Origin of the sequence: Streptomyces sp. NPDC093546 (assembly GCF_044765045.1) — a bacterium.
Lineage (GTDB): Bacteria > Actinomycetota > Actinomycetes > Streptomycetales > Streptomycetaceae > Streptomyces.
Genome location: NZ_JBIWJG010000014.1, coordinates 1 through 26014 on the forward strand (window position 1 = coordinate 1; position 26014 = coordinate 26014).

Consider the following 26014-nt stretch of genomic DNA (forward strand, 5'->3'; position numbering starts at 1 on the left):
GACATCCAGCGCGGCGGCCCCTCCACCGGCCTGCCGACCAAGACCGAGCAGGCCGACCTGCTCCAGGCGATGTACGGACGCAACGGCGAAGCCCCGGTACCGATCGTGGCGCCCAGGACTCCTGCGGACTGCTTCGACGCCGCCCTGGAGGCGGCCCGGATCGCGCTCACCTACCGCACACCGGTCTTCCTGCTGTCCGACGGCTACCTCGCCAACGGCTCCGAACCATGGCGCATCCCCGAGGTGGACGAGCTGCCGGACCTGCGGGTGCAGTTCGCCTCCGGGCCGAACCACACGCTGGACGACGGCACCGAGGTGTTCTGGCCCTACAAACGCGACCCCCACACCCTCGCCCGCCCCTGGGCGGTGCCGGGCACGCCGGGTCTGGAGCACCGGATCGGCGGCATCGAGAAGCAGGACGGCACGGGCAACATCTCCTACGACCCCGCCAACCACGACCTCATGGTCCGCACCCGCCAGGCCAAGATCGACGGCATCACCGTCCCGGACCTGGAGGTCGACGACCCGGGCGCGGACGCCACCACGCTCGTGCTCGGGTGGGGGTCGACGTACGGGCCGATCACCGCGGCGGTACGGAGGCTGCGCAAGGACGGGCGGACCATCGCGCAGGCCCATCTGCGCCACCTCAACCCCTTCCCCACGAACCTCGGCGACGTCCTCGCCCGCTATCGGCACGTGGTCATCCCGGAGATGAACCTCGGGCAGCTCGCATCCCTCATCCGCGCCCGCTACCTGGTCGACGCCCACAGCCACACCCAGATCAACGGCATGCCGTTCAAGGCCGAACAGCTCGCCGACGCACTGAAGGCGGCACTCCATGAGAACTGAACTCGCCCTGCGCCCGAAGGACTTCAAGTCCGATCAGGAAGTGCGCTGGTGCCCCGGCTGCGGTGACTACGCGATCCTCGCCGCCGTCCAGGGCTTCATGCCCGAGCTCGGCCTGGCCAAGGAGAACATCGTCTTCGTCTCCGGCATCGGCTGCTCCTCCCGCTTCCCGTACTACATGAACACCTACGGGATGCACTCCATCCACGGCCGCGCCCCCGCCATCGCCACCGGACTGGCCTCCTCCCGCCCCGATCTGTCCGTCTGGGTCGTCACCGGCGACGGCGACGCCCTCTCCATCGGCGGCAACCACCTCATCCACGCCCTGCGCCGCAACGTCAACCTCAAGATCCTCCTCTTCAACAACCGGATCTACGGACTGACCAAGGGCCAGTACTCCCCCACCTCCGAAGTCGGCAAGATCACCAAGTCCACCCCCATGGGCTCACTCGACGCACCCTTCAACCCCGTCTCCCTGGCCATCGGAGCAGAAGCCACCTTCGTCGCCCGCACCGTCGACTCCGACCGCAAACACCTCACCGACGTCCTGCGCGCCGCCGCCGACCACCCCGGCACCGCACTCGTCGAGATCTACCAGAACTGCAACATCTTCAACGACGGCGCCTTCGACGCCCTCAAAGACAAGCAGCAGGCCGAAGAAGCCGTCATCCGCCTCGAACACGGACAACTCATCCGCTTCGGCCCCGACAACACCAAAGGCGTCGTACGCGACACCACCACCGGCGACCTCACCGTCGTCACCGTCACACCCGAAAACGAGGCACAAGTCCTCGTCCACGACGCCCGCAACCCCAGCCCCACCACCGCCTTCGCCCTCTCCCGCCTCGCCGACCCCGACACACTGCACCACACCCCCATCGGCGTCTTCCGCAGCGTGGACCGCCCCGTCTACGACACACAGATGGCCGACCAACTCGACACCGCCATCGAACGCAAGGGCAAGGGCGACCTCGCCGCACTCCTCGCCGGCGGCGACACCTGGACAGTGGCCCCAGCCTGAAAACCGCGTAACCGGTTTGTTAACCAGTCGTGACTTCCCCCTGATCCACCCCCGTCCCTGTCACCTCTTGCCCGAGGAGGACCGATGAGCGCCCCTACCGCCCTCGTCCAGCAGCACGGTCTCGCCTGGCTCGAAGCCGTCGTGGGCGACGGCTTCGCCCGGTCGCTCCAGGAAGGTCTCCACCGCTCGGCCTACGGCCGGGCCCGGCGGACGGGCGGGGCCCCCGAGGACCCGGCCTGGCCGGAAGGGATGCCTTCGGCCCGGGACCAGGGCGACCAGGTGTGGCAGGAGCGGCGGAGGCTGGCCCGTACGGTCCACGACGAGCTGGGCACCGCCCTGTCGGCCGCCGCCCGGCGGATCGAGATGCACGCCGCGGAGCCGGCGGCGTCCTCGCACCTGGAGCTGGCCCGCGAGGCGCTTCAGCAGGCCATCGACATCACCCGGCGGCTCACCGGGAGCCTGCACGAGCAGACCGTGCTGCCGCCGCTGGTCGAGGCGCTGGAGGAGTTCGCGGACACGGTCGGGACCGGTGGCGCGGAGGTGCGGTTCCGGGCGACGGGCGACGAGCGGCTGTTGGCCGACGTGTGCCGCAGGGAGCTGTTCCTGGCGGCCCGCGAGGCCTTGTACAACGCGCTGCGCCACGCCGGTGCCCGGCGGGTGACGGTGACGCTCCGCTTCACCCGGCGCTGGGCGCACGTGGGGGTGGTCGACGACGGGGCGGGCTTCGACGCCGCGGCCGTCCTGGCGGCGGGCCACCGGGCGCCGGGCCTGCGGTCGATGGCGGACCGGGTGGAGGACCTGGGGGGCCGCCTCACGGTGGAGAGCACGCCCGGCGAGGGCACCCAGGTCGGCGTCCACCTGCCGCTGCGTCCGCGGGACGAGCGCGCGTGACGAGGCGCGTACGACGGGACGAGGGCCCCGCGCGGGATGGCGGGGCCCTCGTCGTCGGAGGGGTGGGCGGGCACCGGGACCGGGCGCCCACCCCGCGGCCGGGTCCGTCAGGCGAACGCGGCGGCGTGGTCGGCCGCCCAGTCCCGGAAGGTCCGGGCGGGACGGCCGGTGAGGTGGCGCACCGTCGGCAGGACGGTGGCCTTGGCGCCGGCCCGCTGCCGCTCCGCGCTGGCGAGGAACGCCTCCGCCACGGGCCGCGGGTGGCGGCGCAGCAGCTGTTCCTCGGCCTCGCCCCGGGTGAGCTCCTCGAACCGCAGGGGCCGTCCGAGGATCTGGGCGAGCTGGGCGGTCTGCTCGGCCGCGCTGATGGCCTCGGGTCCGGACAGGCCGTACGCCCGGCCCTCGTGCCGACCCGGTTCCGTCAGGGCGCGGACGGCGACGGCCGCGATGTCGCGCGGGTCGACGCAGGCCACGCGGGACGTGCCGTACAGGGCGCGGACGACCCCCTCGGTGCGGATGCCGGGCGCCCAGGACAGCGTGTTGGACATGAAGGTACGGGCACGCAGGAACGTCCAGGCGATACCGGACTCGCGGATGACGTCCTCGTTCCGGCACTGGGTGCGGGTGATGAGGTCGTCGGCGGCGGGCTCGGTGACGGCGAGCATGGACAGTTTCACCACGTGCCGTACGCCGGCGTCGCGGGCGGCCCGTACGAAGCGGGCGTCGTCGGGTTCGGTGACGCGGTTGGTCACCAGGAGGGCGGCGTCCACGCCGCACAGGGCTGCGTCGAGGGAGGCCCGGTCGGCGTAGTCGGCGCGTACGGTCTCGACGCCGGGCCCCGTGACGCGCACCCGGACCGGGTCGCGCGCGAGGAGGCGCAGGGGCCGTTTCCCGCACAGGAGACGGGCGACCTCTCGGCCGACCGGACCCGTCGCCCCCGTCACCAGGATCATGGCTCTCCTTCCGCGGTGCGGTCAGCGCGCGAGCGCGGGGCCGGACAGGGTGGCGGTGAAGACGCTCTGGGCGTCCTGCTGTCCGGTGACGCGGACGGCGAGGGTGCCGGGGAGGGTGTCCGGCAGGACGGAGGCCCTGATCCAGCAGGGCCGGTCGAACTCGGCGTACTGGTGGAAGCGGGTGACGCCGGCGGTGGGGACGAACCGCGCGCCGGTGGTGGCGGCGCAGGCGGCCTGGCGGGCGGCCTCCAGCAGGAGCATGCCGGGCACGTGGTCCTTGGGCCGCTGGAAGAGGGTGCGGTGGGCGGTGTCCACGCGCAGTTCCCACAGGTTGCGGTGCGGCGTGGGCGACAGGACGACGTCGTCCGCGCGGGTCCGGCCGGCCTGGGCGGCGGGCAGCGGCCTGGTGGTGGCGCGCCAGGGGCGGGGCTGGGCGTGGGCGCCGCGCATCCGCTGGTAGACGGACGGGCTGATGAACCGGGTCAGGCCGGTGCCCGCGGCGATGAGGAGGCCGTCGCGGCGGACGAGCCAGTCGACCCGTCCCCGGGCGAGGGTCTCCCCGCGCCACACGAGGTCGGAGCAGGTGGTCTCGATCTCCACGTCGGCCGGCTCCCCACCGACCGCCATGTGCTCGGCGTAGCAGGCGTAGTCCAGGCCGGACATCAGGAAGTGGTGGCCGACCGGGACGCCGTACCCGGCGTGGAAGACGAGCATGGCGGCCTGCCGCATCGCCTCCATGAGGAGCAGCGGGTCGTGGCGGTCTCCGTGGACGGGCGCGAAGAACGGGTGGTCGTGGGGCAGTCGTGCGGTGACCGAGAATCGGTTCTCGTCCGTCCGGGTCCATCGGTGAGGGAAGGCGTCCCCCGGTCTGGTCCGGTGGACGAGCTCGATGGGAACCGGTTGACCGGTTTTTCTTTGCGGACGGGTGGCTATGGCCAGACCCGACAAAAGGGCATCTGAGTACATGGGTCCCCCCCGGGGCACATGGCGGGCAAACTGTCTGTGGTGCGCGCGCACTGATAAGATACAGACTGAGCGGTTTTTTTTCTAGGGTGACCGGTTCCCGACCGGATGCGGCCACCGGACGACATCGATGACTGAGGAGGCAGGCGTGGCCAAGCAGGATCGCGCGATCCGCACCCGCCAGACGATCCTGGAGGCGGCGGCGGTCGTCTTCGAACGAGAGGGCTACCAGGCGGCCACCATCACCGAAATTCTCAGGGTGGCCGGTGTGACCAAGGGCGCCCTCTACTTCCACTTCCAATCGAAGGAAGAGCTGGCGCTGGGCGTGTTCGACGCGCAGGAGCCGCCCGAGCAGGTCCCCCCGCAACCCCTGAAGCTCCAGGAACTGGTCGACATGGGCCTCTGGTTCACGCACCGGCTGCGGACCAACCTGCTCACCCGCGCCGGGGTGCGCCTCTCCATGGACCAGCAGGCGCACACCCTGGACCGGCGAGGACCGTTCCTGCGGTGGCGGGAGATGCTGCTGGGGCTGCTGAACCAGGCCCAGGAGAACGGCGAGCTGCTGCCGCACGTGAACACCGCGGAGGCGGCCGAGCTGATCATGGGCGCCTTCACCGGCATCCAGGTGGTGTCGCAGACCCTCAGCGACTACGCGGACCTGGAGGAGCGCTACATCTCGATGCAGCGCCACATCCTGCCCAGCCTGACGGTGCCCTCCGTGCTCGCCGCCCTGGACCTGTCGGCCGGCCGCACCGAGCGCATCACGGCCGAACTGGCCGCCACCCAGGCCTGATCCACCCTTTACGACGCGGGCACGACCCGCACCCCTCACACGCACGAGCCCCTCCCCCCACCTCCCCCTCTCCTTCACCCTCTCGCCGCCACAAAGTGCCCTGACCGAGCGGTCGTTGGCCGCGCCGCGAGTACACCCCCTGTACGCCGATGGTTGTATGGCCGGGCCTGTGAGGCGATTCCTAGAGTTGCGCCCGTGATCAATCTCAGTGGGCAAGTGATCGTCGCCAGGCCGGCTCGAGTCCTGGATCTCCGTTGGCACTCAGCCGTGGAAACCCTTCGCCTCTGCGTGCAGGAGGCCCGTCCGACCGTCCAGGTCGCCTTTCTCCTGCGGTTCGCTGTCGGGATGGCGTCCGCGGCGCAGCTGCCGCACGCCCTGGCGCGGCCCGCGCTCGGCATGGCGTCCCTGTGGTGTGCCGTGGTCTACGCGTATCTGCTCAATGGTGTCACCGACGTCCGCGAGGACCGGGCCAACGGCTCCCGGCGCCCGATCGCCCGTGGCGACCTCCCCGCACGGACCGCGGCCAACGGCACCGTGCTCCTGGCCTGCGCCGCCCTCCTCCTCGGGGGGCTGGCCGGGCCCCGGGTGGTGCTCTGGACGGCCGGCTTCCTGGCGCTGAGCTGGGCCTACTCGGCCGAACCGGTGAAGGCCAAGTGCTCCAGCGGGCGGTGCGCGGTGGTGGTCTTCGGACTGGGCGCGACCGCGTACGGGACGGGGGTCGCGGCGTCCGGCGGCGAGTGGACCGCGACGGGCGTGCTGGTCGCCGGGGTGATGTCGGCCTGGATGGCGCTGGTCGGTGCCGTGGTCAAGGACCTGGGCGACGTCCGTGGTGACGCGGCCGGCGGCCGCCGTACCGTCGCGGTCGTCCGCGGTCCGGCGGTCGCGCGTGCCCTGGCGGTGGCAGGCGCCCTCGCCGTCGGCGCGGGTGCGCCGGCACTGGCGCTGCTGTGGGCCCCGACCGCCCTGGCGGCCGCGGTGCCCGTGGCGCTGGGGGCGGTGTGGGTCGTCGCCCGGATGCTGCACGGTGCCCGTCGTGAACACGCCGACCGCGCGGAACGGCGCGGTGCCTACCGGGCCTTCATGGTCACCCAGTACGTCGCGAACCTCGCCGTGCTGGCCGTCCTGGCCCTGGGGCAGCCCCTCGGGTGAACCGGACGCCGACCGCCGCGAGCCCACCCTGATCACCCCGACCGCGCCGCTCCAGCGGCGCGGTCAACTCTTGTCCCCGAACGTCTTGTTCAGCGCCTGCACCCGGGAGTTGATGCCGAGCTTGCGGTACGCGTTGTGCAGATGGCGCTTGACGGTCGCCTCGGTGATCTCGAAGCGCCGACTGATCTGCCGGTTCGTCAACCCTTCGCGTACGGCCGTGAGGATCTCCCGCTCCCGCAGCGTGAGCGACTCCAGCGCCTGCGCGTCCGGATCCGCCTGTGGACCCGTCCCGGACGGCCGCGGCGGACCGTCGGCAAAAACCGGAGCGGGGGCGACAGCCGGGACCGGGGCGGTTGGCCGGGTGGCCTCCTCGTAGCCGCGGATTCCCTGGTAGAGGCGCCTTCCCGTGACCGTGCGGAACGTGGTGCTGATCTCCTGCTGGACCGCGTGCCGTTCCCCGGCCGGCATGAGGGCCGCCGCCCCCGTGGTCGCCTCCTGCATCGCCTGCCAGAGCACCTCGGCCGCCCGGACCGACTCGGACACCGGGATCTGCTGGGTGACGCGGTGCGCCCCCAGGAGCCGGGAGTACTCCCCCACCCCCGTGGCCTCCGCCGGCCGGCCCGTCTCCAGGGACTGCGCGCACTCGGCCACGATGTTCTGCGCCTGGTACCGGCACTGCTGCCAGGCGTCGTCGCGGGTCGCCAGCGGGCTGCCGAGCCGCCGTAGCTCCGTCCGGTACGCCTCGATGATCGCGGCTGTGGCGGTACGGAGGTGCTGTGCGGCTGCCTGACGACTCAACTCTCGCTTCCCCTTCTCCGGGGCCGCAGGCCGTTCCGGTTGGCCCCGCAGCATGATCATCGCGAAGAAACGTAGCACCATCGGTATCAGAGGAAAAGGCTGTCCACAGGGTGAGAAACCAGCAGTCCGGCGGCCCCAGAGCCACGGATTTCGTGGTGCTGGGGCTGCCGGACCGGTGACTAGTCGCCTCAGGACGTCCTGGCCCGTTGGGTGACGACGATGCAGGCGAGCACGATGGCCGCGGTCAGCGGCACGGCCGCGCCGATCTCCTCGCCCAGCAGCAGCACGGCCCACACGAGGGTCAGCAGCGGCTGCGCCAGCTGGAGTTGGCTCGCGCGGGCCACCCCGATGAGCCCCATGCCCTTGTACCAGACGACGAATCCGCCGAACTGGGAGACGGCCGCGATGTACGCCATGCCGATCAGCGCCTTGGCCGTGAAGTGCACCGGCTCGTGCGGCAGTGCCCACAGCGACAGGAGGAGGTTCACCGGGGCGGCGAGGACCACGCCCCAGGCGATGACCCGCCATCCCGGCATGTGGGCGGAGAGCCGCCCGCCGAAGGCGTACCCGGCGGCGCACACGACGAGGGCGCCGAAGAGGTAGAGATCGGCGACCGTCGGCTTGCCGTGGCTCTGCGAGAGCGTGAAGGCGATGACGGTCGCCCCGCCGGTCAGGGCCGCCGCCCAGAACACCTTCGAGGGGCGCCGCCGGGTGAGGACCGCGGAGAACGCCGCGGTGGCCATCGGCAGCGCGCCGATGACGATCGCCGAGTTCGCCGTGGACGAGGTCTGCAGGGCGAGCGTGGTGAGCAGCGGGAAGCCGATCGCGCAGCCGCCCGCCACGACGGCGAGCGCCGGCCAGTCGGCACGGGTCGGCAGCGGCGCCCGCGTCACGAGCAGCGCGGCGGCCGCGATGACGGCGGCGAGTACGCCGCGCACGCCGATGGCGCTCCACGGACCGAATCCGTCGAGGGCCCACGCCGTGCCGGGGAAGCTGAAGGAGAAGCTGAGCACGCCGAGCGCGGCGTAGAGGGTGCCGCGCGGTACGACCGAGGCGGGGGGCGGGGCCGCGGCTCCGGCCGCCGGGGCGGAGGAACCCGCGGGCGGGGCGGGGATGGTGGGGGTCTGCTGCGTTGCCATGGTCATCCGTTCTTCCGGTCGCGGGAGAGGTGGTCCAGCCGGGCGGCGATGGCCTGCGCGAACCGGGCCGCGGAGCCTTCCGCGAAGGGCATGCTCAGCGACGGCTCGCACACTTCCAGTTCGAGCAGTACGGGCCTGCCGTCGCCGTCGCGGATGAGGTCGACGCGGCCGTAGAGCAGCGGCTGCCCCAGCTCGAGCCGTGCCACCACCGCCTCCAGCGCGGCCGAGGCGACCGCCCGCTCGTCCGGGGCGGCCTCCCGCGCGGTGCGGGCGTCCTGTGTGGGGACGTCGACGGTGCCGTCCGGCAGGAGCAGCGCCCGCTTGCGGATGGCGTGGCTGTACGCGCCGTCGAAGTAGATCAGGTCGGTCTCGCCGTCGCGGTCGACGGCGTCCAGGTAGGGCTGGATCAGCGCGTCGCAGCCCTGCTGGAGCAGCTTGGCGATGTGGCGCGCCGCCTCGGGCTCCTGCGCGCGGGAGAACCGCTGCACGTCCCGCGAGTAGGCGCCGACGGTCGGCTTCACCACGAACTCGGCGGCCTCGGGGTGCCGCGCGAGGAAGGCCCGCAGGGCGTCGGCCGGGTCGGCCTCGGGTGCCACGAAACTGCTCGGCACGACCGGTACTCCGGCCGCGTCCAGATCGCCCAGGTAGCTCTTGTCGAGGTTCCAGCGCACCACGGGTAGCGGGTTGAGCAGGTGCGTCACGGCGGTGACGCGCTCGCACCACTCCAGGAAGCGCGGGAGTTGCTCGACGTAACTCCAGGGGGACCGCAGCAGCACGGCGTCGAAGACCCCCCAGTCGATGTCCGGGTCCTCCCAGCTGCATATCTCGGCCCGCAGTCCGACGGCCTGGCATGCCTCCAGCAGCAGCGGCATGTCGTAGTCGATCGGAAGACTGGTCGAATCGGTGGCCAGGGCCACATGATTGCTCATCGAAATCACTCCATTGGTCGGCGGAATCACCAGGGGACGGTTTCTCCGCGATGCGTGTACGAGCCGGTCGGGCCGTCGTCGCCGAGCAGGGCCATCGCCACGCCCGTCCGCGCGCCGTCCGGGATGTCGAGGTCTCCCTCGCCGTCGTTCAGGCCGGTCCGGGTGTAGCCGGGGTGCACGGCGTTCACCTTGATCGGGGTGTCGCGCAGCTCGTAGGCGAGGTGCACGGTCCAGGAGTTGACCGCGCTCTTGGAGGCGCTGTAGGCGGGGAGCGACTTGAACATGTCGCTGTAGGCGTACGAGTCGGGATCGCTGTGCGTGGTGACGGAGCCCAGCAGGCTGGACATGTTCACGATGCGTCCCGCCGGTGACCGGCGCAGGAGGGGCAGCAGCGCCCGGGTCACCTCCACGACGCCGAACAGGTTGGTGTCGAAGGTCTGGCGCCACTGCGCGAGCGGCTGCTCCGACGGCTTCCTGCCGTACTCCTCGATACGGATCGCGGCGTTGTTGACGAGGATGTCGAGCCGGCCGTACGACCGCTCGACCTCGGCGGCGGCGGCCCGGATGCCGTCGGCGTCGGTCACGTCGAGGACCAGCGGCTCCACGGCCCCGGTGGTCCGGCGCAGTTCCTTCGCCGCCGCGGCGACCGCCTCGCGGTCCCGCCCGGCGAGGAGCACGTGGACGCCCCGGGCGGCGAGTTGGCGTGCCGTCTCGAAGCCGATGCCGCGGTTGGCGCCGGTGACGAGGGCCAGCCGGGTCGAGGGGTCGGTCATACGAACCTCCGTAGTGCTACAGCGTGGTGAGGAACTTCGCGACGGGCGTGCCGAAGCGATCGATGTCGACGAGGAAGGCGTCGTGGCCTTCGTCGGAATCCAGGGCCAGGAACCCGGCGTCCGTGCCGCCGGCGCCGAGGCCGTCGGCGATCTCCCGCTGCTGTCGGAGCGGAAAGAGGATGTCGGTCTCCACCCCGATGGCCAGCGCCTTCTCGAGCCGTATCCGGGCCAGGGCCTCGGCGGTCGTGGAGCCGGAGGACTCTCCGAGGTCGAAACGGTCCATGCAGCGGCTGAGGTGGAGATAGCTGTTGGGGTCGAACCGGCCGGCGAACTTCCGGGCGTGGCATTCGAGGTAGGCCTCGACCTCGAACTCCGGACCGAAGCGTTCGCCGTCCGTGCGGCGCTCCGCCGCGATGCGGGCGCGGCCGAAGCGGCTGTCCCACTCCCGGGCCGAACGGTAGGTCGCCATGCCCAGCTTGCGTGCCGTGAGCATGCCGCGGTGCGGGTAGGTGCGCGCGTCGTAGCGGCCGCCGTTCCACTGCGGGTCGAAGCGGATCGCCTCGCGTTGCAGGGAGCGGATCGCCGTCGCGAAGGGCAGGGAGTTCGCCGCCCCGCAGATGTTCAGGTGGGTGCGGGCCAGGCCGGGGTGCCGGGCCAGCAGGGACAGCGCCGTCATCCCGCCCATGGAGGTGCCGATGACGCACGCGAGGCGCTCGATGCCCAGGGCCCGCACGGTGTGGGCGGCCGCGTCGGCGATGTCCTCCAGCGACAGTTCCGGGAAGTCGGGGCCGTACGGCTCGCCCGTGGCGGGATCGGTGGAGGCCGGTCCGGTCGAGCCCTTGCAGCTGCCGAGCGCGTTCAGGCAGATCACGTACCAGCGGTCCGTGTCGACCGGCTTGCCCGGCCCCACCATGGCCTCCCACCATCCCGGCGAGGGGTCCGCCGGGTGGGAGGCGACATGGCTGTCGGGCGAGAGGCCGGTGAGGACGAGGACGGCGTTGTCGCGTTCGGGCCTCAGCCGTCCGACGGTCTCGTACGCCACGCGCGCCCCGGTGAGGGTCCCGCCGCACCGCAGGGTGAACGGGTCGGGAAGAGCGGCGAATCGGGCAGCCGGGGGAACGAATTCCCTCTTCACGTCAGTTCCCTTCAGCCCAGCGACGCGAGCCACTCGTCGTCCGAGCCCTCGTTGACGCCCTCCATGAGGAACGTGGACAGGTAGCGCTCGCCGGTGTCCGGCAGCATGGCGAGCAGCACCGAACCCTCGGGCGCGGTCTGCGCGACACGGAGTGCGGTCGCCAGGGTGGCGCCGGCGGAGATGCCGGCGAAGATGCCCTCCTCCGCGGCGAGCCGGCGCGCGGTGTCACGGCCCACCGTCTCGTCGATGGTGACCAGTTCGTCGATGACGCTGTCGTCGAGCACGCCGGGCACGAAGTTGGGGGACCAGCCCTGGATCCGGTGGACGTTCCACTCCTTCTTGCCCAGGATGGCCGCGTTCTCCGGCTCGGCGGCGACGATCCGGACCCCGGGGCGGGCGGTTTTCAGCATCTGCCCGACGCCGGTGAGGGTGCCGCTGGTGCCGAACCCGGTGACGAAGTAGTCCAGCCGCTTGCCCGCGAAGTCGGCGAGGATCTCCGACGCCGTGGTCTCCCGGTGGTAGGCGGGGTTGGCCGGGTTGTCGAACTGGTGGGCACGGAACCAGCCGTGCTTCTCGGCCAGTTCGTCGGCGATGCGGTTGCCGCCGCTGCTGCCCAGCTCGCCGGGGAAGAGGATCACCTTGCCGCCGTACGCCCGGATGAGCTTGCGCCGCTCCTGCGAGTACGTGTCGCCCATGACGGCGACGAAGTGGTAGCCGCGCGCCGCGGCCACCATCGCCAGGGCGATGCCGACGTTTCCGGAGGTGCACTCGACGATCGTGTCGCCGGGCTTCAGCAGCCCCTTGGCCTCGGCGTCGAGGACCACGGAGAGCGCGAGCCGGTCCTTGACCGAGCCGCCGGGGTTGAACGCCTCGACCTTCACGTAGACCGTGGTGTGTGCGGGGCCGAGCCGGTTCAGTCTGACGATCGGGGTGCGGCCGACGGTGTCGAGGATGCTGTCGAAGAGGGGCATGGGGATCTCCTTGACGGGCTGGTGGGGAGAGAGGAGCGGGCCTACCGGCTGACGCCTACCGACCGGCGAAGACGTTCTCGAAGACGGGCGCGATCATGTCGAGGATCACGGCCACGGCCCGCTCGTTCTGCGCCTCGTCCGAGGAGGCGTCGAACTCGGCCAGTTCGACCCCGAGCAGCCGGTCCGCCGGGATCGTGTCGAAGACGGTCCGGATCTGCTCCGGGAGCAGGCCGTCGGGGACGGTGTAGTCGGCCGGCACATGGCCCGGTTCGAGCACGTCCCAGTCGATGTGCACCCAGACGGGGCGGTCGCCGATGGCGTCCAGGATGTTCTCCGCCGTCGTCTCCCCGGGCGGGATGACCCGGACCCCGGCCCGGGCGATGAGCTCCGCCTCGGCCTCGTCGATGTCCCGCGAGCCGACCAGCACCGCCTGCGAGGCGGGCAGCCCGCCGCCGTGGCCGCTGTCCCACAGGCCGCACGCGGCGGCGAGGACCATCCCGCCCAGGTAGCCGGTGCCGGTCGTGTCCGGTGTGTTGAAGTCGCCGTGCCCGTCGATGTAGAGCACGACCGCGTCCGGGAGCTCCCTGGCCACGACCGGCAGCGTGCCGATGCTCGCCGGGCAGGTGTTGGAGACGAGGACCGTCCGGTGGCCGCCGCGGATGCTCTCGCCGACCGCCCGGCCCAGTGCGGTCAACTGCCCCTCGGCCTGCGGAAGGCTGACGCTCCAGTCGTCGTTCGCGGCCGGGGCGGGCTCGCCGATCCACCGGCCGGTGAGTCCGTACCGCTCCTCCACGGCGCGCGCGAGGCGGGCGGCGCCCTCGATCATGCGGGGCTTCCGGTCGGCCACCCGGCCCTGGGAGACGATGAGCTCGATCATGAGTCAGGAATTCCTCTGCGTTTCGTCGGTGTCGTCGGTGTCGTGGGTGTCGTGGGTGTCACGGGGTCGGAAGGGGCAGGTGTCGGTTCGCCCGGTGTTCTCCTCGATCAGGCCGTACTGGCGCCATTCGAGAGCGCCGACGCCGTAGGAACCCAATTGCGGCGAGTGCTGGACACCGTCGTAACGGTGTATGCGCTTGCGGATGTTGGCGCGGACTTTCCGGCCGCTCGGAGTTTCTCCGGCGAAGACATCGAACCGCTCGCGCGGATTGATGACGAGCACGAAGGAACCGCCGAGGTTCCGGCTGCGGCGAACCCGGTGTGCGGGGTTGCTCATATTGCAGAACAGCGGCATTCCGTTGAAGCACATGGACCACGTCTCGGCGTCGGGATGCCGTGCGACGCCGACGGGCCATGGCGCGGGATCGACACGGTGCAGTTCCTGCAGCACGTGCCAGCCGAAGGCGTGGTGGCCCTCGACCGAGTCCGCCTCCACGGCGCCCGGCGAGAACACCACGACCAGCGGATACGCGGTGTCCAGTTGACCGTCCCAGCGTCCCGCCTCCTCGACGTACTCCGTCAGGGCCGCCGCCAGATGCCGGATGCCGTCGCTCCCGCCGTCCGCCACGAAGACGAATCTCAGGAGCTGCTTGCGGAAGGCGTTCCGCGAGAAGACGCAAGGAAAGTCCGGATCGGCGAGCCGCGCCGCAATCTCCTCGACTGCAGTGCGCTGCCAGCCGTCTTCGAATTCACTTGTCTGCGCCTGGGAAACAATTGCTGTGGGTTGCTGCGACGTGTGCACCTAGCCATCCGTTTCTGCGGTTACGGGCTGTGGCGATGACCATGGTGACCTGCGGAATCGGGGCGTCACAACACATTGAAACGAAGGGTTGAGGAACGAAGTAGGGCCCGTACAACCATGGTTGTACGGGCCCTGCTTTTTCCTTCGCGATGACCGGATCAGATGGTGTAACCGGAGTTGAGCTCGACTTAGCCCTCGGTCAGGTCGCATCCCCGGAGAGGTGGCCGCGGGCGTCGGTGGCCCGCACCGCCTGACCTGCGAACGGGTGTTCACACGGGTTGTAGGTTGTGATCTCGTGAGCAACAGCAACGGGCAGAAGGTCGTCGCCGAGCGGTATGTGCTGACCGAGCGACTGGGCAGCGGCGGGATGGGCACGGTATGGGGTGCCTGGGACCACTTGCTGCAACGTGCCGTCGCCGTGAAGGAGCTGCATGTCGTGGCCCACGGCGACGAGCACCGGGCGCGGATGCGCCGGGCGCTGACGGAGGCTCGCGCCATCGCCCGCGTCGCCCACCCCAACGTGATCGACATCTACGACCTGGTCGAGTTCGAGGGCCGACTGTGGATCGTGATGGAACTCGTCCCAGGAGGCTCGCTGGCCGATCACCTCAAGGCCGGGGGCCCGCCGCCGACAGCCGATGTCGCCCGCGTAGGGCTTCAGATACTTTCCGCACTGGAAGCCGTGCACGCCACCGGAGCGCTGCACCGGGACGTGAAGCCGGCCAACGTGCTGCTGCGGTCGGACGGCAGTGCGGTGCTCACCGACTTCGGGATCGCCGCGCTCGCCGAAGGGGGGCACACCACGACGGGTGGCGTCGTCGGATCCGTCGAGTTCATGGCACCCGAAAGGATGCGAGGACTCCCGGCCGGACCTCCCAGCGACCTGTTCTCCCTGGGCGCGACGCTCTGCGCGCTGGCCACGGGAACCCCTCCCTTCACCCGCCCGGAACCGACCGCGGTCATGCACGCGGTCGTCTACGAGGAACCGGAGATCGCGCCGAGCGCAGGCGAACTGCGCGACGTGATCGAGGAACTGCTCCGCAAGGACCCGGATCGACGGCCGACCGCCGCCGCGGTCACCCGTTCCCTACAATCAGTCATCGCTCGAAGCACCCGGCCGCCGAGCCCTACCCGCAGGCTCCCTCCCGGCGCTACCCGGCGCCGCCGCGCCAAGCCGTGGAAAACGGCCGTGCTGGCCGGGGTGCTCATACTGGGCGGCGTGGGAGCCGGCATCTACTGGTCCACCGACGACCCGCGCACCCCCACAGCTCACACCGAGCCGAAATCCGCTGCGCGGCAGATCGATGCGGTGATGGCGGTTCCGGGGACCGAGAATCGCTTCTGGGTGTTCTCGGGCGACCGGTACGTACTGATCGAGACCGGCGACAGCCCGGCCGAAGCCCGCAGGATCAGCGGACCAGGCACCCTGGCGAGCTGGAAGAAGTCCTTCGGCGACCTGCCCGCCTTCACCCGGCGGATCGACGCCGCCCTACCGGTCCCCGGTCACGACGACCGCTACTGGGCGTTCTCCGGCGACCAGTACATCCTGATCGAGGTCGCCGCCGGCACCTCCGCCAGGGGACGCCTCCAAGAACCACGCCCGATCACCGACTGGGCCGACAGCGTCGGCGACCTGACCGGCTCCGGCAGCCGCATCGATGCGGTGATGGCGGTTCCGGGGACCGAGAATCGCTTCTGGGTGTTCTCGGGCGACCGGTACGTACTGATCGAGACCGGCGACAGCCCGGCCGAAGCCCGCAGGATCAGCGGACCAGGCACCCTGGCGAGCTGGAAGAAGTCCTTCGGCGACCTGCCCGCCTTCACCCGGCGGATCGACGCCGCCCTACCGGTCCCCGGTCACGACGACCGCTACTGGGCGTTCTCCGGCGACCAGTACATCCTGATCGAGGTCGCCGCCGGCACCTCCGCCAGGGGACGCCTCCAAGAACCACGCCCGATCACCGACTGGTCGTCATTCCAGACGGATTGAGCCCGCCAGGTTGATCACGGCCCCCGGTGAGGGCGCAGGCGCTGCCGCCGATGGCGCGGGCGGTGTGGACCATCGTCGCCCGCCCCGCCGGGGCCGAGCCGCCGTCCGGTCGGCATCGAGGCGGACGAGCGTCGCGGTGTCGCCACCGCGCCGGAAAGCAGCCCGACTGCGGCCCGGCGGGGCCTCCACACCGTCATGAACGCACCCTCGCGCCGCCGCACCTGCCTCCGTGACGCACGCCACACTTCCGAATGCCTAGCTTTCACTAGGTATTAGCCGCATGATGGCCGCCATGTCCCCCCACTGGACCCCGACCGCACGCGTCGTCAGCCCCCGCCCCTCCGGACCCGCCCCCACCGAGGGCGGCGCCCGCCCCGCCGCCCTGCTGCGTGGCGAGTTCACCACGCGGGCAGCGGTGCGATCGGCGCGACTCCTCGTCACCGCCCTCGGCGTCTACGAGCTGGAGCTCAACGGAACCGTGGTGGGCGACCACGTCCTGGCCCCCGGCTGGACGAGCTACCGCCATCGCCACCGCTACCAGTCCTTCGACGTCACGGCCCTGGTCCGGGAGGGCCGCAACGCCTGGGGTGCCCACCTGGCCGACGGCTGGTACCGGGGCCTGCTCGGATTCAACGGCGGCACCCGGGACATCTACGGTGAGCACACCGGACTCCTCGCCGAACTGCGCGTGGAGTACGCCGACGGCTCCGCCGACACCGTCGGTACCGGAGACGGCTGGCGCTGGAGCCCCGGACCCGTACTCACCGCCGGTCTGTACGAGGGCGAGGAGTACGACGCCCGCCGCGAGCAAGCCGGCTTCAGCGAACCCTGCTTCGACGACTCGGCGTGGCAGCCGGTGGAGATCCTGGACTTCGACACCACCGTCCTCTTCCCGGCCGACAGCCCCCCGGTGCGGCGCATCCAGCACCTCGCACCCGTCTCCGTGACCACCTCACCCACGAGCCGGACCATCCTCGACTTCGGTCAGAACCTCGTCGGGCGGCTGCGTATCCGCGTCCGCGGCGAAGCCGGCCGCACGGTCACCCTCCGCCATGCCGAGGTGCTGCAGGACGGCGACCTCTGCACCCGTCCGCTGCGGCACGCCACGGCCACCGACCGCTACGTCCTGCGCGGCGACCCGGCGGGCGAGGAGTGGGAACCCCGCTTCACCTTCCACGGCTTCCGCTACGCCGAGGTCGATGGCTGGCCCGGCGAGCTCGACCCCGCCGACATCACGGCCGTCGTGCTCCACAGCGACCTGCGCCGCACCGGCTGGTTCTCCTGCTCGGACGACTCCCTGAACCGCCTGCACGAGAACGTGGTGTGGGGGATGCGCGGCAACTTCGTCGACGTACCCACCGACTGCCCGCAACGCGACGAGCGCCTCGGCTGGACCGGCGACGTCCAGGTCTTCGCTCCCACCGCCGCCTTCCTCTACGACGTCCGTGACTTCCTGCGCTCCTGGCTGCGCGATCTCGCCGCCGACCAGGGCGACGACGAGCGCCGCGTACCCCCGGTGTTCAGCCCCGACATCCCGGTGATCACGCCGGTACCCATGCCGGCCGGCAACCCGCCGATGGCCGGCTGGTGTGACGCGGCCGTCATCGTCCCCTGGGTGCTGCACGAGCGCTACGGCGACACCGAGGTGCTGCGCACCCAGTACCCCTCGATGCGTGCCTGGGTCGACGCCGTCGACCGGATCGCCGGGCCGGCCCGCATCTGGGGTGAGGGGTTCCAGTTCGGCGACTGGCTCGACCCGACCGCCCCGGCGGACGATCCCGGCCGCGCGATGACGGCGTCCACCCTGGTCGCCACGGCGTACTTCGCCCACTCCGCTCGGCTCCTGGCCCGCACCGCCGGGGTCTTGGGGAACAAGGACGACTCCGCGCGCTACCACGCCCTGGCCGACGCGGTCCGCGACGCCTTCAACTCCCGTTTCCACGCCGGAGGTGGGCGTCTGACGGAGGAGACTCAGACCGCCTACGCCCTCGCCCTGTGCTTCCGGCTGCTGGAGGACGACGCCGACCGCGCGGAGGCCGGACGCCGGCTGGCCGGCCTGGTGGCCGAACGCGGGCACCGCATCGGCACCGGCTTCCTCGGCACGCCCCTGGTGTGCGACGCGCTGACCGACACCGGGCACGTGGACACCGCCTACCGGCTGCTGACCCAACGGGCCTCCCCCTCGTGGCTCCACCAGGTCGACATGGGCGCCACCACCGTATGGGAACGCTGGGACAGCATGCTCCCCGACGGCAGCGTCAACCCCGGCGAGATGACCTCCTTCAACCACTACGCGCTCGGCGCGGTCGCCGACTGGATCCACCGCACCGTCGCCGGACTGGCCCCCGCCGAGCCGGGCTACCGGCGGCTGCTGGTCCGTCCCCGTCCCGGAGGGGGCCTCACCTGGGCCCGGGCCGAGCACGACACGCCGTACGGCCGCGCCGAGATCGGATGGCGTCGCGAGGGCGGCACGCTCCACGTCGACCTCCTCGTACCGCCGGACGTCACCGCACTGGTCGAGCTGCCGGGCACGGAGCCCATGGAGATCGGACCCGGCCGGCACACCTTCCGGCCCCCGTTTCCCGCAACCGCACGGTGACGCCCGCGGAATCGCTCAGGCCGACCCGCTCGCCGGACCACCGGCTCAGTGCAAGGAGCACACATGACACACACCAACCTGCCCGACACCTTCCTGTGGGGCGTCGCCACCGCGGGGCATCAGAACGAGGGCCACAACAGCGCCAGTGACACCTGGTTCCTGGAGCACACGACGCCCTCGCTGTTCCGTGAGCCGAGCGGGCCGGCGTGCCGGGGTTACCAGCAGTGGGAGACGGACCTCGACCTGGCCGCCGGACTCGGACTCAACGCCTTCCGCTTCTCCGTCGAGTGGGCCCGCGTCGAACCCGAGCCCGGTGTCGTCTCCGCCGAGGCCCTCGACCACTACGAGCGCAAGGTCGACGGCTGCCTCGAACGTGGTCTGGCGCCCCTGGTGACGTTCAGCCACTTCACCGCACCGCACTGGTTCGCGGCGGCCGGTTCCTGGACCGCCGCCGACGCCCCGGTACGGTTCGCCGAGCAGTGCGACCGGGTCATGGCGCGCTTCGGCGACCGCATCGCGTACGCCGTCACCCTCAACGAACCCAACCTGGAGCAGCTGCTCCAGGCGGGCGCGAAGCTCCCGGCCGAGGCGGAGACGCTCAAGACGCAGATGCTCGCGGCCGCCGCACGCGCCGCCGGCAGCGACACCTACGCCAGCGCGAACGTCATCCCCGCCCACCGGCAGGACGAGTTCCAGGCCGCGTTCACCCGCGCCCACCGCGCCGCCCGCGACGCGATCAAGGCCCGCCGGGGCGACCTGCCCGTCGGCGTCTCCATCGCCATCGCCGACGAGGTGGCGCTACCCGGTGGCGAGGAACGCAGGGACGCCAAGCGCGCCGCGGTCTACGAGCACTGGCTGCACGAGGCCCGCAACGACGACTTCATCGGCGTACAGAACTACGAGCGCATCGTGCACGGCCCCGACGGCGAGGTGACGGCCGACGGCGAGCTCAACGGCATGGGCACGGCCATCGCGCCCGAGTCCCTCGCCGGCGCCGTGCGCTACGCCCACGAGGTGGCGGGCGTGCCGGTCCTCGTGACCGAGCACGGCATCCAGACCTCGGACGACACACAGCGCGCCGCATTCGTTCCCGCCGCGATCCACGGGCTCGCGGCCGAGGTCGGCGCGGGCACGCCCGTCCTCGGCTACTGCCACTGGACGCTCATGGACAACTTCGAGTGGATCTTCGGGTACGGGGCCCAGCTCGGGCTTCACGAGGTCGACCGCGAAACGTTCCAGCGCCGTCCGAAGCCGAGCGCGAAGGCGTACGCGGACGTCGTGCGGAGCTACCGGGGTACGCCCGCCGACGGCAGGGCCTGACCCGCTCCGGACAGCCCACAGCCAGTAGGCCACGCACGGCTTGCGCCCACCAGGACCTCTGCACGCCGCAGAGGTCCTGGTGGGCTTTGTACCGGGTGCGTTCAGACGACGGGGGCGGCGTCGGTCTCCGCGGGGTCCCGCAGGGGCGGGATGAACAGGGAGATCGCCAGCGTCAGCACGGTGAGCAGCGCTCCGGTCCAGAAGAGCCAGGCGTAGCCGCCGTCCTGGTAGAAGGCGGTGCCGTCCACGACGGTGCTGTGTGTGGCGAGAGCGGCGAACGAGAGGGCGGTGACGATGGCGCCGAAGAAGTTGATGAGCATGTTCAGCATGCCGCTGCCCAGCCCCTGCTCGTCCTTGGAGACCACACCGACGACCAGCACCGGTGCTCCCGCGACGACGAGACCGGCGCCGAGGTTGGCCAGGCACGAGGTGAGGATGAGCTGGGTCTCGTCGGCGTGGAAGAAGCCCACCAGGCCGTAGCCGACCGCCATGAGGGCCAGCCCCGTCCACCAGAGCAGGCGGGGATCGATCCTGCGCAGGAGGCGGCTGGCGACGAGGCCGGACCCGAACATCACTGCGTTCCAGGTCAGGCTGACGACGGCGTTGTGCTGCGCGGTCCATCCGAGCCCGGCGGAGACGCCGGGTATGTGCGGGTAGAGGGCCAGCAGGATCGCCATGCCGGGCATGGTGTAGGCGACGGACTGTGCGAGCCCTCCGGTGACGAGGACCAGGGCGACCGGGCGGCGCCTGAGCACCTTCAGGTCCAGGATCGGGTGGGCGCTGGAGCGTTCCACGAAGAGGAAGACGACCAGTGCGGCCAGGCCGGCGGTGAGCCAGCCGAGTGTCTTGGCATCGGCCCACCCCCAGCTCTGCCCCTGGCCGACCGCGTAGACGACCGCGGTCAGACCTCCGCCGAGGACCAGGCCGCCGAGCCAGTCGAAGCCGGGCCGGCGGTCGTGCGGTGGGGTCTGCGGCACCAGGAAGGCGATCAGCGCGAAGCCGACGGCGGAAGCCGCGGCGAGGAACCACATCACGCCTTCGTAGCCCCAGCCGTCGACCAGCCGGCCGGCCAGGAACGGCGCGGTCAGGGCCACCAGGCCGACGCTGCTGCCCAGGACGGCGCTGGCCGGCTTCACCAACCGGGCGGGGAAGATGTCCCGCACGGCCGGGAAGGACAGGGCGGCGAACGGGCCGTAGCAGCCGGCGATGGCCCGTCCGGCCAGCAGCAGCCAGAAGCTGCCCGCCATCGCGGCGATGACGTCTCCCACGACCCCCAAGGCGGTCATCACGAGCATGAGCCGCTTCTTGCCGTACCGGTCGCCCAGCTTCATCACGAACGGCGTCAGCAGCGTCGAGACGAGGACGACGGTCAGACCGAACCAGGCCACGTGGGTGGTGTGGAAGCTCTGCGCCACGCTGGCGGTGGCGTTGGCACCCAGGATGCCGGCGGCGGCCAGGAGCTGGGTCGGCCAGATGAGCGCAACGAGTACGGCGACCAGTCGCGGCGTCCATCTCGCGGTGTCTTGGGACGGTGCTGCGTCGAGCGAGGGGCTTGCAGACGTGGGTGTCATGAAGCCGCCTCCTTTCGCGAACAGGGGGGAGGCCGGGGTCGTGCGAGGAAGGGCATGCCGTTACCAGAGCTCATCTCTCGGCCACAGGCTCGAAACGTTCCCTCGCTTCCGGATGATGATGGAGCCAATACTTAGTGCACGCTAGGCATTGAGAGAGTGGCGCACGTCACATCGCAGCGCGTCGGCGGGGCGGCCTCTCCGTGCGGCGGCAGCACTCCCGTGATGACCAGCGACGACACTCGGTACGGTTGTCCGTATGGGGACACCACGGGGGCCGCGCGGCGGCTACGCGACAGGGCAGGCCAGACGCCACCAGATCCTCGAGGCCGCGCTGCTGCGCTTCGGCCAGGACGGCTACCGCAAGACCTCACTCGCCCGCATCGCCCAGGACGCCGGGATCACCGACGCCGGGCTGCTGCATCACTTCCGCGACAAACAGCAACTCCTGCTGGCTGTCGTGCAGCACTGGCACGAACGGCTCGACGAGCAGTGGGTACGCGTGTCCGACTCGGTACGGGACGCCTTTCGCTGCCACCTGGACGACACCGCCGAAATCCTCACGATGCCGGGAATCCTCGAGCTCGCCGTCGTGGTGGGCGCCGAGGCCACCGCCCCCGACCACCCCGCGCACGACTTCTTCTCCCGGTGGCAGGAGAAGGGTGTGCGGGAACTCGCGGACCGCCTGCACGCCGGCACCGTGTCGGGTGAACTCAAAGCGGGCCTGGATCCCGAGAGCATCGCCCGGGAGTGCGCGGCGCTCGACGCCGGGCTGCGGATCCAATGGCTGGCCAGCGGGCGTTCCTTCGACCTGATCTCCGTGATGCGCTCGCACCTGGACCGCCTGATGCGCCACATCTCGGCCGATGGCGAGGGGCTGTAGCACCCGGAGAGACACCGTGACCGCTCACAGGTCCAGGACGAGGCGCGGGCAGGCGGCGCGCGAGACGCAGATGAACATCGTGTCGTTGCGTGCCTGCTCAGCAGGGGTGAGCAGTGAGTCGCGGTGGTCCACCGCCCCGTCGAGGACCGTCGTCTCGCAGGTGCCGCAGGTGCCCTCCTGGCACGAGGACAGAACCTGCACGCCGACCTCCTCGACCGCCTGGAGGACGGTCTTGTCCGGTGGGACGGTCACCGTCATGCCGCTCCTGGAGAGTTCCACCTCGAAAGAGGCCGAAGAGGCGGCGTCCTCCCGCGACTTCGGCGTGAACCGCTCGATGTGCAGTGCGCCCTTCGGCCAGGTGGCACATCGCCGCTCCACCGCGTCGAGCAGGGGCTCGGGACCGCAGCAGTAGACGAGGGTGCCGGGGGCGGGGCTGCCGAGCAGCCCGTCCAGGTCGAGAAGGCCGGTCTCGTCCTGGGGGCACAGTTCCACGCGGTGGGGGTGGTCCCTGGCGAGTTGCCCGGCGTAGGCCATGGTGGCGAGGCTGCGTCCGCCGTACACCAGCCGCCAGTCGGCCCCCCGCCGCTCGGCAGTGGCGATCATCGGCAGGAACGGGGTGATGCCGATGCCGCCGGCGATGAACAGGTAGCGGGGGGAGTCGACCAGGGGGAAGTGGTTGCGGGGGCCGCCCACCCGGACCGTGTCGCCCTCGGCCAGCGTGTCGTGCACGTAGAGGGAGCCGCCCCGGCTCCGCGGCTCGCGCAGCACGGCCACGTGGAGGAGGGAGGTGTCCCGCGGGTCGCCGCACAGCGAGTACTGCCGTACCAGGTCCGGGCCCAGCACCAGGTCGATGTGGGAGCCGGGCTCCCAGGCGGGCAGCCGCTCACCGGAGGGGTGGGCCAGGCTGAGCCGGACGACGCCCTCGGCCAGGGGCTCCTTGCGCAGCAGGGTCAGCTCGAGTTCGGCGATGGTGCGTTGGGGTCTCGTGAGGGTCATGGTGGTTCACTTTCCGGACCGGGACCGGCTTCAGGCCGGGTTCGCGGGCCGAGGCTTGGGGGCGGGAGCGGACTGCGGAACAGGGCTGGGGTGGTGGTCCTCGGGATGGCGGAGCAGCCAGTCCCACAACTCGACCGGGTCCTCGAACTCCCGCTGCGCATCGCAGTGGCAGACGGCCAGCAGCAGGTCGGTGCCGAGGACCCAGTGGACGCGGTTGACGTTCTGGCCGGAGAGGCCGGGTGGGTGGAGCGGGGTCACCGCGCGTCCGCCCGGGCCCGCGTCGCGGCGCCCTCCTGGGCCAGGCGGGCGAGGAGGCGGCGGGCGGCGAGTCCGCCGGTGTCGATGTTGATGCTCAGCTCCTGGTAACCGGGCTTCTCCGTGTCCAGAGACCTCTGCAGCACGTTGAGGGCCACAACGTCCTGCATGACCACCGTGTGGTTGCTGCCGCGCAGGAACTCGGTGACGCCCTGGTCGTCGAGCGCGAAGTCGCGGGCCACCGCCCAGAAGTCGTACACCGTCTTCTCCGTCGACGGGGTGATGCCGTAGACGACCTCCACGTGGAAGGCGTGCGGGTCGCTGCCGTCCGGGTGCGGCCCGGGAGCGCCGAGGGGCGCGACGCGCGAGTGGAGCAGGTAGAGGCCGGGCGCGTGGTACTCGATGTCCTGCCAGCGGGTGATCCGGCCCTCGATGCCCGTCGACTTGGCGTAGAACGGCGGGCACTCCGCGTCGTCCATGTGGCGGCTGACGCGGACGATGCCGGCTGTGTCGTCGACCTCGGTGGTGATGGGCGTCTCGGCCACCTCGGGAGTGCCGATGTAGCCGCCGTGCAGATACGTCTCATGGGAGAGGTCCATGAGGTTGTCGACGAGCAGACCGTAGTCGGCGTCGATCGGTTCCATGCCCGAGACGACGGTGTAGTCGGGCGAGTCCATCCACGGAGCGCGAGGCGGCAGGGTGCCCCCGGGCTCGCGGTCGCCGATCCACACCCACACGAAGGAGTCCTGCTCGACCACCGGGTACGTCTTCAGGCGCGCGGTGCGCGGGATGCGCTGCTGGCCGGGCACGAAGGTGCAGCCGCCGTCGGTGCCGTAGGTGAAGCCGTGGTAGCCGCACACCACCCGGTCACCGTCCAGCCGGCTGGGCGCCTGTGAGAGCGGGAAGCGCCGGTGCACACAGCGCTCGGACATCGCCACCGCCCGGCCGTCCTCGGTGCGGTACAGCAGGATCGGTTCGCCCAGTACGGTGCGTCCGAGCAGCTCGCGCCCGACCTCGCGCCCGTAGGCGGCGACGTACCACTGATCGCGTACGAAAGCAGTCATGATCGTTTCCTTTGGTATGGGGTGCTCAGCGCGCGGTACCGGTGGCCGGATCCGCGGCGGCGGGACGCAGCAGGAGGAGGGCCGCGCAGCACCCCGTTGTGTACTGCGTGGTGGCCGTCGACGCCCTCAGCCCGCCGGGCGGGGTGCGGACCCGGTGGACCGGGACCGGGCGTCAACGGTGCGGACCATCGTGCGGTCGTCGCCCTCGGGTCACCAGGGGTCTTTCCGGATGCCGGGAACCTCATCGCCCGGGGTGCAGGACGGCGCAGCTCAGGCCTGCGGCGTGACCATGGCGCGGGAGATCGCCCGGGCGCTGGTACAGACGAGCCGGGCCAGCGCGTGCGCGGAGGTGCTGCCGTGGTGTACCACCAGGGAGATCGCGGCGATCACCGCACCGCCGGCGCCGTGTACCGGGGCGGCGACCGACAGGGCGTCCATCGTGACCTGACGGTCGCTGACCGCGTAGCCACGGGTCCGTACCTCGGCCAGCATGCGCCGCAGCTCGCGCGGATCGGTGACCGTGCCCGGCGTGAAGCGTTCGATAGGGCCGGCAAGCGCCTGCTCCTGCACCTCGGTGGGGGCGTGCGCGAGCAGTACCAGCCCGACGCCCGTGGCCGTGAGGGCGAAGCGCCCGCCCACACGTGTCAGCACCGGCACCGCACCGGATCCCGCGATGCGCTCGACGAAGACGACCTCCGTACCCTCGCGCACCGCGAGTTGAACGTTCTCGCGGGTGATCCGGGAGAGGTCCTCCAGGTACGGCAGGGCCCGCTCGCGCAGGCCGTGACCGCGCGGCGCGAGGGAGGCGACTTCCCACAACCGCAGGCCGACGCGGTAGCACCCTTTGTCACCGCGCTCCAGCGCGCCCCAGGCGATGAGCTCGCCGAGCATCCGGTGCACGGTCGACACCGGCAGCCCGGACCGCCGCGACAGCTCGCTCAACGTCATCTCCGGGCAGTTCGCGCTGAACGCGCCGAGGATCTGCAGGGCGCGGCCGAGCACAGGCCCGGTGCCCGACTCGGACCTGCGACGGCGGGCCGTCGGGGCGCCTGCTTCGTCCGCCGCCGGTGAAGGCTCCTCATCGCCGTGCTGCGGCTCATGTACGAGCGAGTCTGCCAAGACGTCCTCACTGGTTTCCCGACCGTGCGCTCCGGTCGGCCGTCGCGGCCAGTGTGCAAGGAAGGTGGCGGCCACGTCGAGACGCCCTCGCGCCAGGGAGGACGGATTGTCGACAAGGCGGGCGGGCTGCGTGGCGTCGTCGATGCTCGGCGGTGGAAGCGCTCCTGCCGTCATGCGGTGC

23 protein-coding genes and 1 pseudogene are annotated in these 26014 nt (G+C 71.3%); 9 read left to right on the plus strand and 15 right to left on the minus strand.

Annotated features, from left to right (window positions below; translation table 11 throughout):
- The 3 genes and pseudogenes from ACIRNI_RS26020 to ACIRNI_RS26030 all read left to right on the plus strand — a co-directional run.
- Positions 1 to 849: pseudogene (locus ACIRNI_RS26020) on the plus strand (2-oxoglutarate ferredoxin oxidoreductase subunit alpha); the annotation flags it as partial.
- A complete protein-coding gene (locus ACIRNI_RS26025) occupies positions 839 to 1867 on the plus strand; it encodes a 2-oxoacid:ferredoxin oxidoreductase subunit beta (RefSeq protein WP_403554828.1) in 1029 nt (342 codons plus the stop codon). The pseudogene ACIRNI_RS26020 and the gene ACIRNI_RS26025, both read left to right, overlap by 11 nt.
- Before the next feature lie 84 nt (positions 1868 to 1951).
- A complete protein-coding gene (locus ACIRNI_RS26030; RefSeq protein WP_403554830.1) occupies positions 1952 to 2758 on the plus strand; it encodes a sensor histidine kinase in 807 nt (268 codons plus the stop codon).
- A 107-nt stretch (positions 2759 to 2865) separates the two neighbouring features.
- On the opposite strand, the gene ACIRNI_RS26035 is transcribed toward ACIRNI_RS26030, so the two are convergent.
- A complete protein-coding gene (locus ACIRNI_RS26035) occupies positions 2866 to 3711 on the minus strand; it encodes an SDR family oxidoreductase (protein WP_403554832.1) in 846 nt (281 codons plus the stop codon).
- Between the two features lie 21 nt (positions 3712 to 3732).
- The gene (locus ACIRNI_RS26040) at positions 3733 to 4659 is read right to left on the minus strand and encodes a ScbA/BarX family gamma-butyrolactone biosynthesis protein (RefSeq protein WP_403555126.1); all 927 of its coding nucleotides are present in this window, start codon (positions 4657 to 4659) and stop codon (positions 3733 to 3735) included.
- A gap of 163 nt (positions 4660 to 4822) precedes the next feature.
- On the opposite strand from ACIRNI_RS26040, the gene ACIRNI_RS26045 reads away from it, so the two are divergent.
- Together ACIRNI_RS26045 and ACIRNI_RS26050 are read left to right on the plus strand one after the other, a co-directional pair.
- Positions 4823 to 5467, plus strand: a complete 645-nt coding sequence (locus ACIRNI_RS26045) for a ScbR family autoregulator-binding transcription factor (protein ID WP_403554834.1) — start codon at positions 4823 to 4825, stop codon at positions 5465 to 5467.
- Positions 5468 to 5812: 345 nt separating this feature from the next.
- Positions 5813 to 6616: a UbiA family prenyltransferase gene (locus tag ACIRNI_RS26050; RefSeq protein WP_403554836.1), complete on the plus strand. Its 804-nt coding sequence runs from the start codon at positions 5813 to 5815 to the stop codon at positions 6614 to 6616.
- A 63-nt stretch (positions 6617 to 6679) separates the two neighbouring features.
- On the opposite strand, the gene ACIRNI_RS26055 is transcribed toward ACIRNI_RS26050, so the two are convergent.
- The 8 genes from ACIRNI_RS26055 to ACIRNI_RS26090 form a co-directional block, all read right to left on the minus strand.
- The gene (locus ACIRNI_RS26055) at positions 6680 to 7414 is read right to left on the minus strand and encodes a LuxR C-terminal-related transcriptional regulator (protein ID WP_403554838.1); all 735 of its coding nucleotides are present in this window, start codon (positions 7412 to 7414) and stop codon (positions 6680 to 6682) included.
- A gap of 188 nt (positions 7415 to 7602) precedes the next feature.
- The gene (locus ACIRNI_RS26060; RefSeq protein WP_403554840.1) at positions 7603 to 8553 is read right to left on the minus strand and encodes a DMT family transporter; all 951 of its coding nucleotides are present in this window, start codon (positions 8551 to 8553) and stop codon (positions 7603 to 7605) included.
- Positions 8554 to 8555: 2 nt separating this feature from the next.
- Positions 8556 to 9482 (minus strand): RimK family alpha-L-glutamate ligase, encoded by a 927-nt coding sequence (locus ACIRNI_RS26065; RefSeq protein ID WP_403554842.1) that lies wholly within the window; start codon positions 9480 to 9482, stop codon positions 8556 to 8558.
- Between the two features lie 26 nt (positions 9483 to 9508).
- Positions 9509 to 10255, minus strand: a complete 747-nt coding sequence (locus ACIRNI_RS26070; protein ID WP_403554844.1) for an SDR family oxidoreductase — start codon at positions 10253 to 10255, stop codon at positions 9509 to 9511.
- Between the two features lie 16 nt (positions 10256 to 10271).
- Complete coding sequence (locus tag ACIRNI_RS26075; RefSeq protein WP_403554845.1) at positions 10272 to 11390, minus strand: homoserine O-acetyltransferase; 1119 nt, start codon at positions 11388 to 11390, stop codon at positions 10272 to 10274.
- Positions 11391 to 11401: 11 nt separating this feature from the next.
- Entirely contained in the window at positions 11402 to 12361 is a 960-nt protein-coding gene (gene cysK / locus ACIRNI_RS26080) for a cysteine synthase A (protein WP_403554846.1), read from the minus strand.
- A 55-nt stretch (positions 12362 to 12416) separates the two neighbouring features.
- Positions 12417 to 13238 carry an arginase family protein gene (locus ACIRNI_RS26085; protein ID WP_403554847.1) on the minus strand — a complete coding sequence of 274 codons (822 nt, stop codon included), beginning with the start codon at positions 13236 to 13238 and terminating at the stop codon, positions 12417 to 12419.
- 3 nt (positions 13239 to 13241) lie between these two features.
- Positions 13242 to 14039: a YqcI/YcgG family protein gene (locus ACIRNI_RS26090; RefSeq protein WP_403554849.1), complete on the minus strand. Its 798-nt coding sequence runs from the start codon at positions 14037 to 14039 to the stop codon at positions 13242 to 13244.
- A gap of 295 nt (positions 14040 to 14334) precedes the next feature.
- On the opposite strand from ACIRNI_RS26090, the gene ACIRNI_RS26095 reads away from it, so the two are divergent.
- From ACIRNI_RS26095 to ACIRNI_RS26105, 3 genes are all read left to right on the plus strand, one after another.
- Positions 14335 to 16029 (plus strand): protein kinase, encoded by a 1695-nt coding sequence (locus ACIRNI_RS26095; protein ID WP_403554851.1) that lies wholly within the window; start codon positions 14335 to 14337, stop codon positions 16027 to 16029.
- Positions 16030 to 16321: 292 nt separating this feature from the next.
- Complete coding sequence (locus ACIRNI_RS26100) at positions 16322 to 18628, plus strand: family 78 glycoside hydrolase catalytic domain (RefSeq protein ID WP_403554853.1); 2307 nt, start codon at positions 16322 to 16324, stop codon at positions 18626 to 18628.
- A gap of 63 nt (positions 18629 to 18691) precedes the next feature.
- A complete protein-coding gene (locus ACIRNI_RS26105) occupies positions 18692 to 19948 on the plus strand; it encodes a family 1 glycosylhydrolase (protein WP_403554855.1) in 1257 nt (418 codons plus the stop codon).
- Between the two features lie 101 nt (positions 19949 to 20049).
- Here the strand turns inward: ACIRNI_RS26105 and ACIRNI_RS26110 are convergent, their stop codons facing one another.
- Positions 20050 to 21519: an MFS transporter gene (locus ACIRNI_RS26110; protein WP_403554857.1), complete on the minus strand. Its 1470-nt coding sequence runs from the start codon at positions 21517 to 21519 to the stop codon at positions 20050 to 20052.
- 256 nt (positions 21520 to 21775) lie between these two features.
- Here ACIRNI_RS26110 and ACIRNI_RS26115 point away from each other — a divergent pair, with 256 nt between their 5' ends.
- Complete coding sequence (locus ACIRNI_RS26115; protein WP_403554859.1) at positions 21776 to 22399, plus strand: TetR/AcrR family transcriptional regulator; 624 nt, start codon at positions 21776 to 21778, stop codon at positions 22397 to 22399.
- A gap of 24 nt (positions 22400 to 22423) precedes the next feature.
- Here the strand turns inward: ACIRNI_RS26115 and ACIRNI_RS26120 are convergent, their stop codons facing one another.
- The 4 genes from ACIRNI_RS26120 to ACIRNI_RS26135 form a co-directional block, all read right to left on the minus strand.
- Positions 22424 to 23395 carry a PDR/VanB family oxidoreductase gene (locus ACIRNI_RS26120; protein ID WP_403554861.1) on the minus strand — a complete coding sequence of 324 codons (972 nt, stop codon included), beginning with the start codon at positions 23393 to 23395 and terminating at the stop codon, positions 22424 to 22426.
- Between the two features lie 30 nt (positions 23396 to 23425).
- Complete coding sequence (locus ACIRNI_RS26125; protein ID WP_403554863.1) at positions 23426 to 23653, minus strand: hypothetical protein; 228 nt, start codon at positions 23651 to 23653, stop codon at positions 23426 to 23428.
- Positions 23650 to 24714 (minus strand): Rieske 2Fe-2S domain-containing protein, encoded by a 1065-nt coding sequence (locus ACIRNI_RS26130; RefSeq protein ID WP_403554865.1) that lies wholly within the window; start codon positions 24712 to 24714, stop codon positions 23650 to 23652. The genes ACIRNI_RS26125 and ACIRNI_RS26130 overlap by 4 nt, the downstream gene beginning before the upstream one ends.
- A gap of 270 nt (positions 24715 to 24984) precedes the next feature.
- Positions 24985 to 25833 carry an IclR family transcriptional regulator gene (locus ACIRNI_RS26135; protein WP_403554867.1) on the minus strand — a complete coding sequence of 283 codons (849 nt, stop codon included), beginning with the start codon at positions 25831 to 25833 and terminating at the stop codon, positions 24985 to 24987.
- Positions 25834 to 26014: the final 181 nt, after the last annotated feature.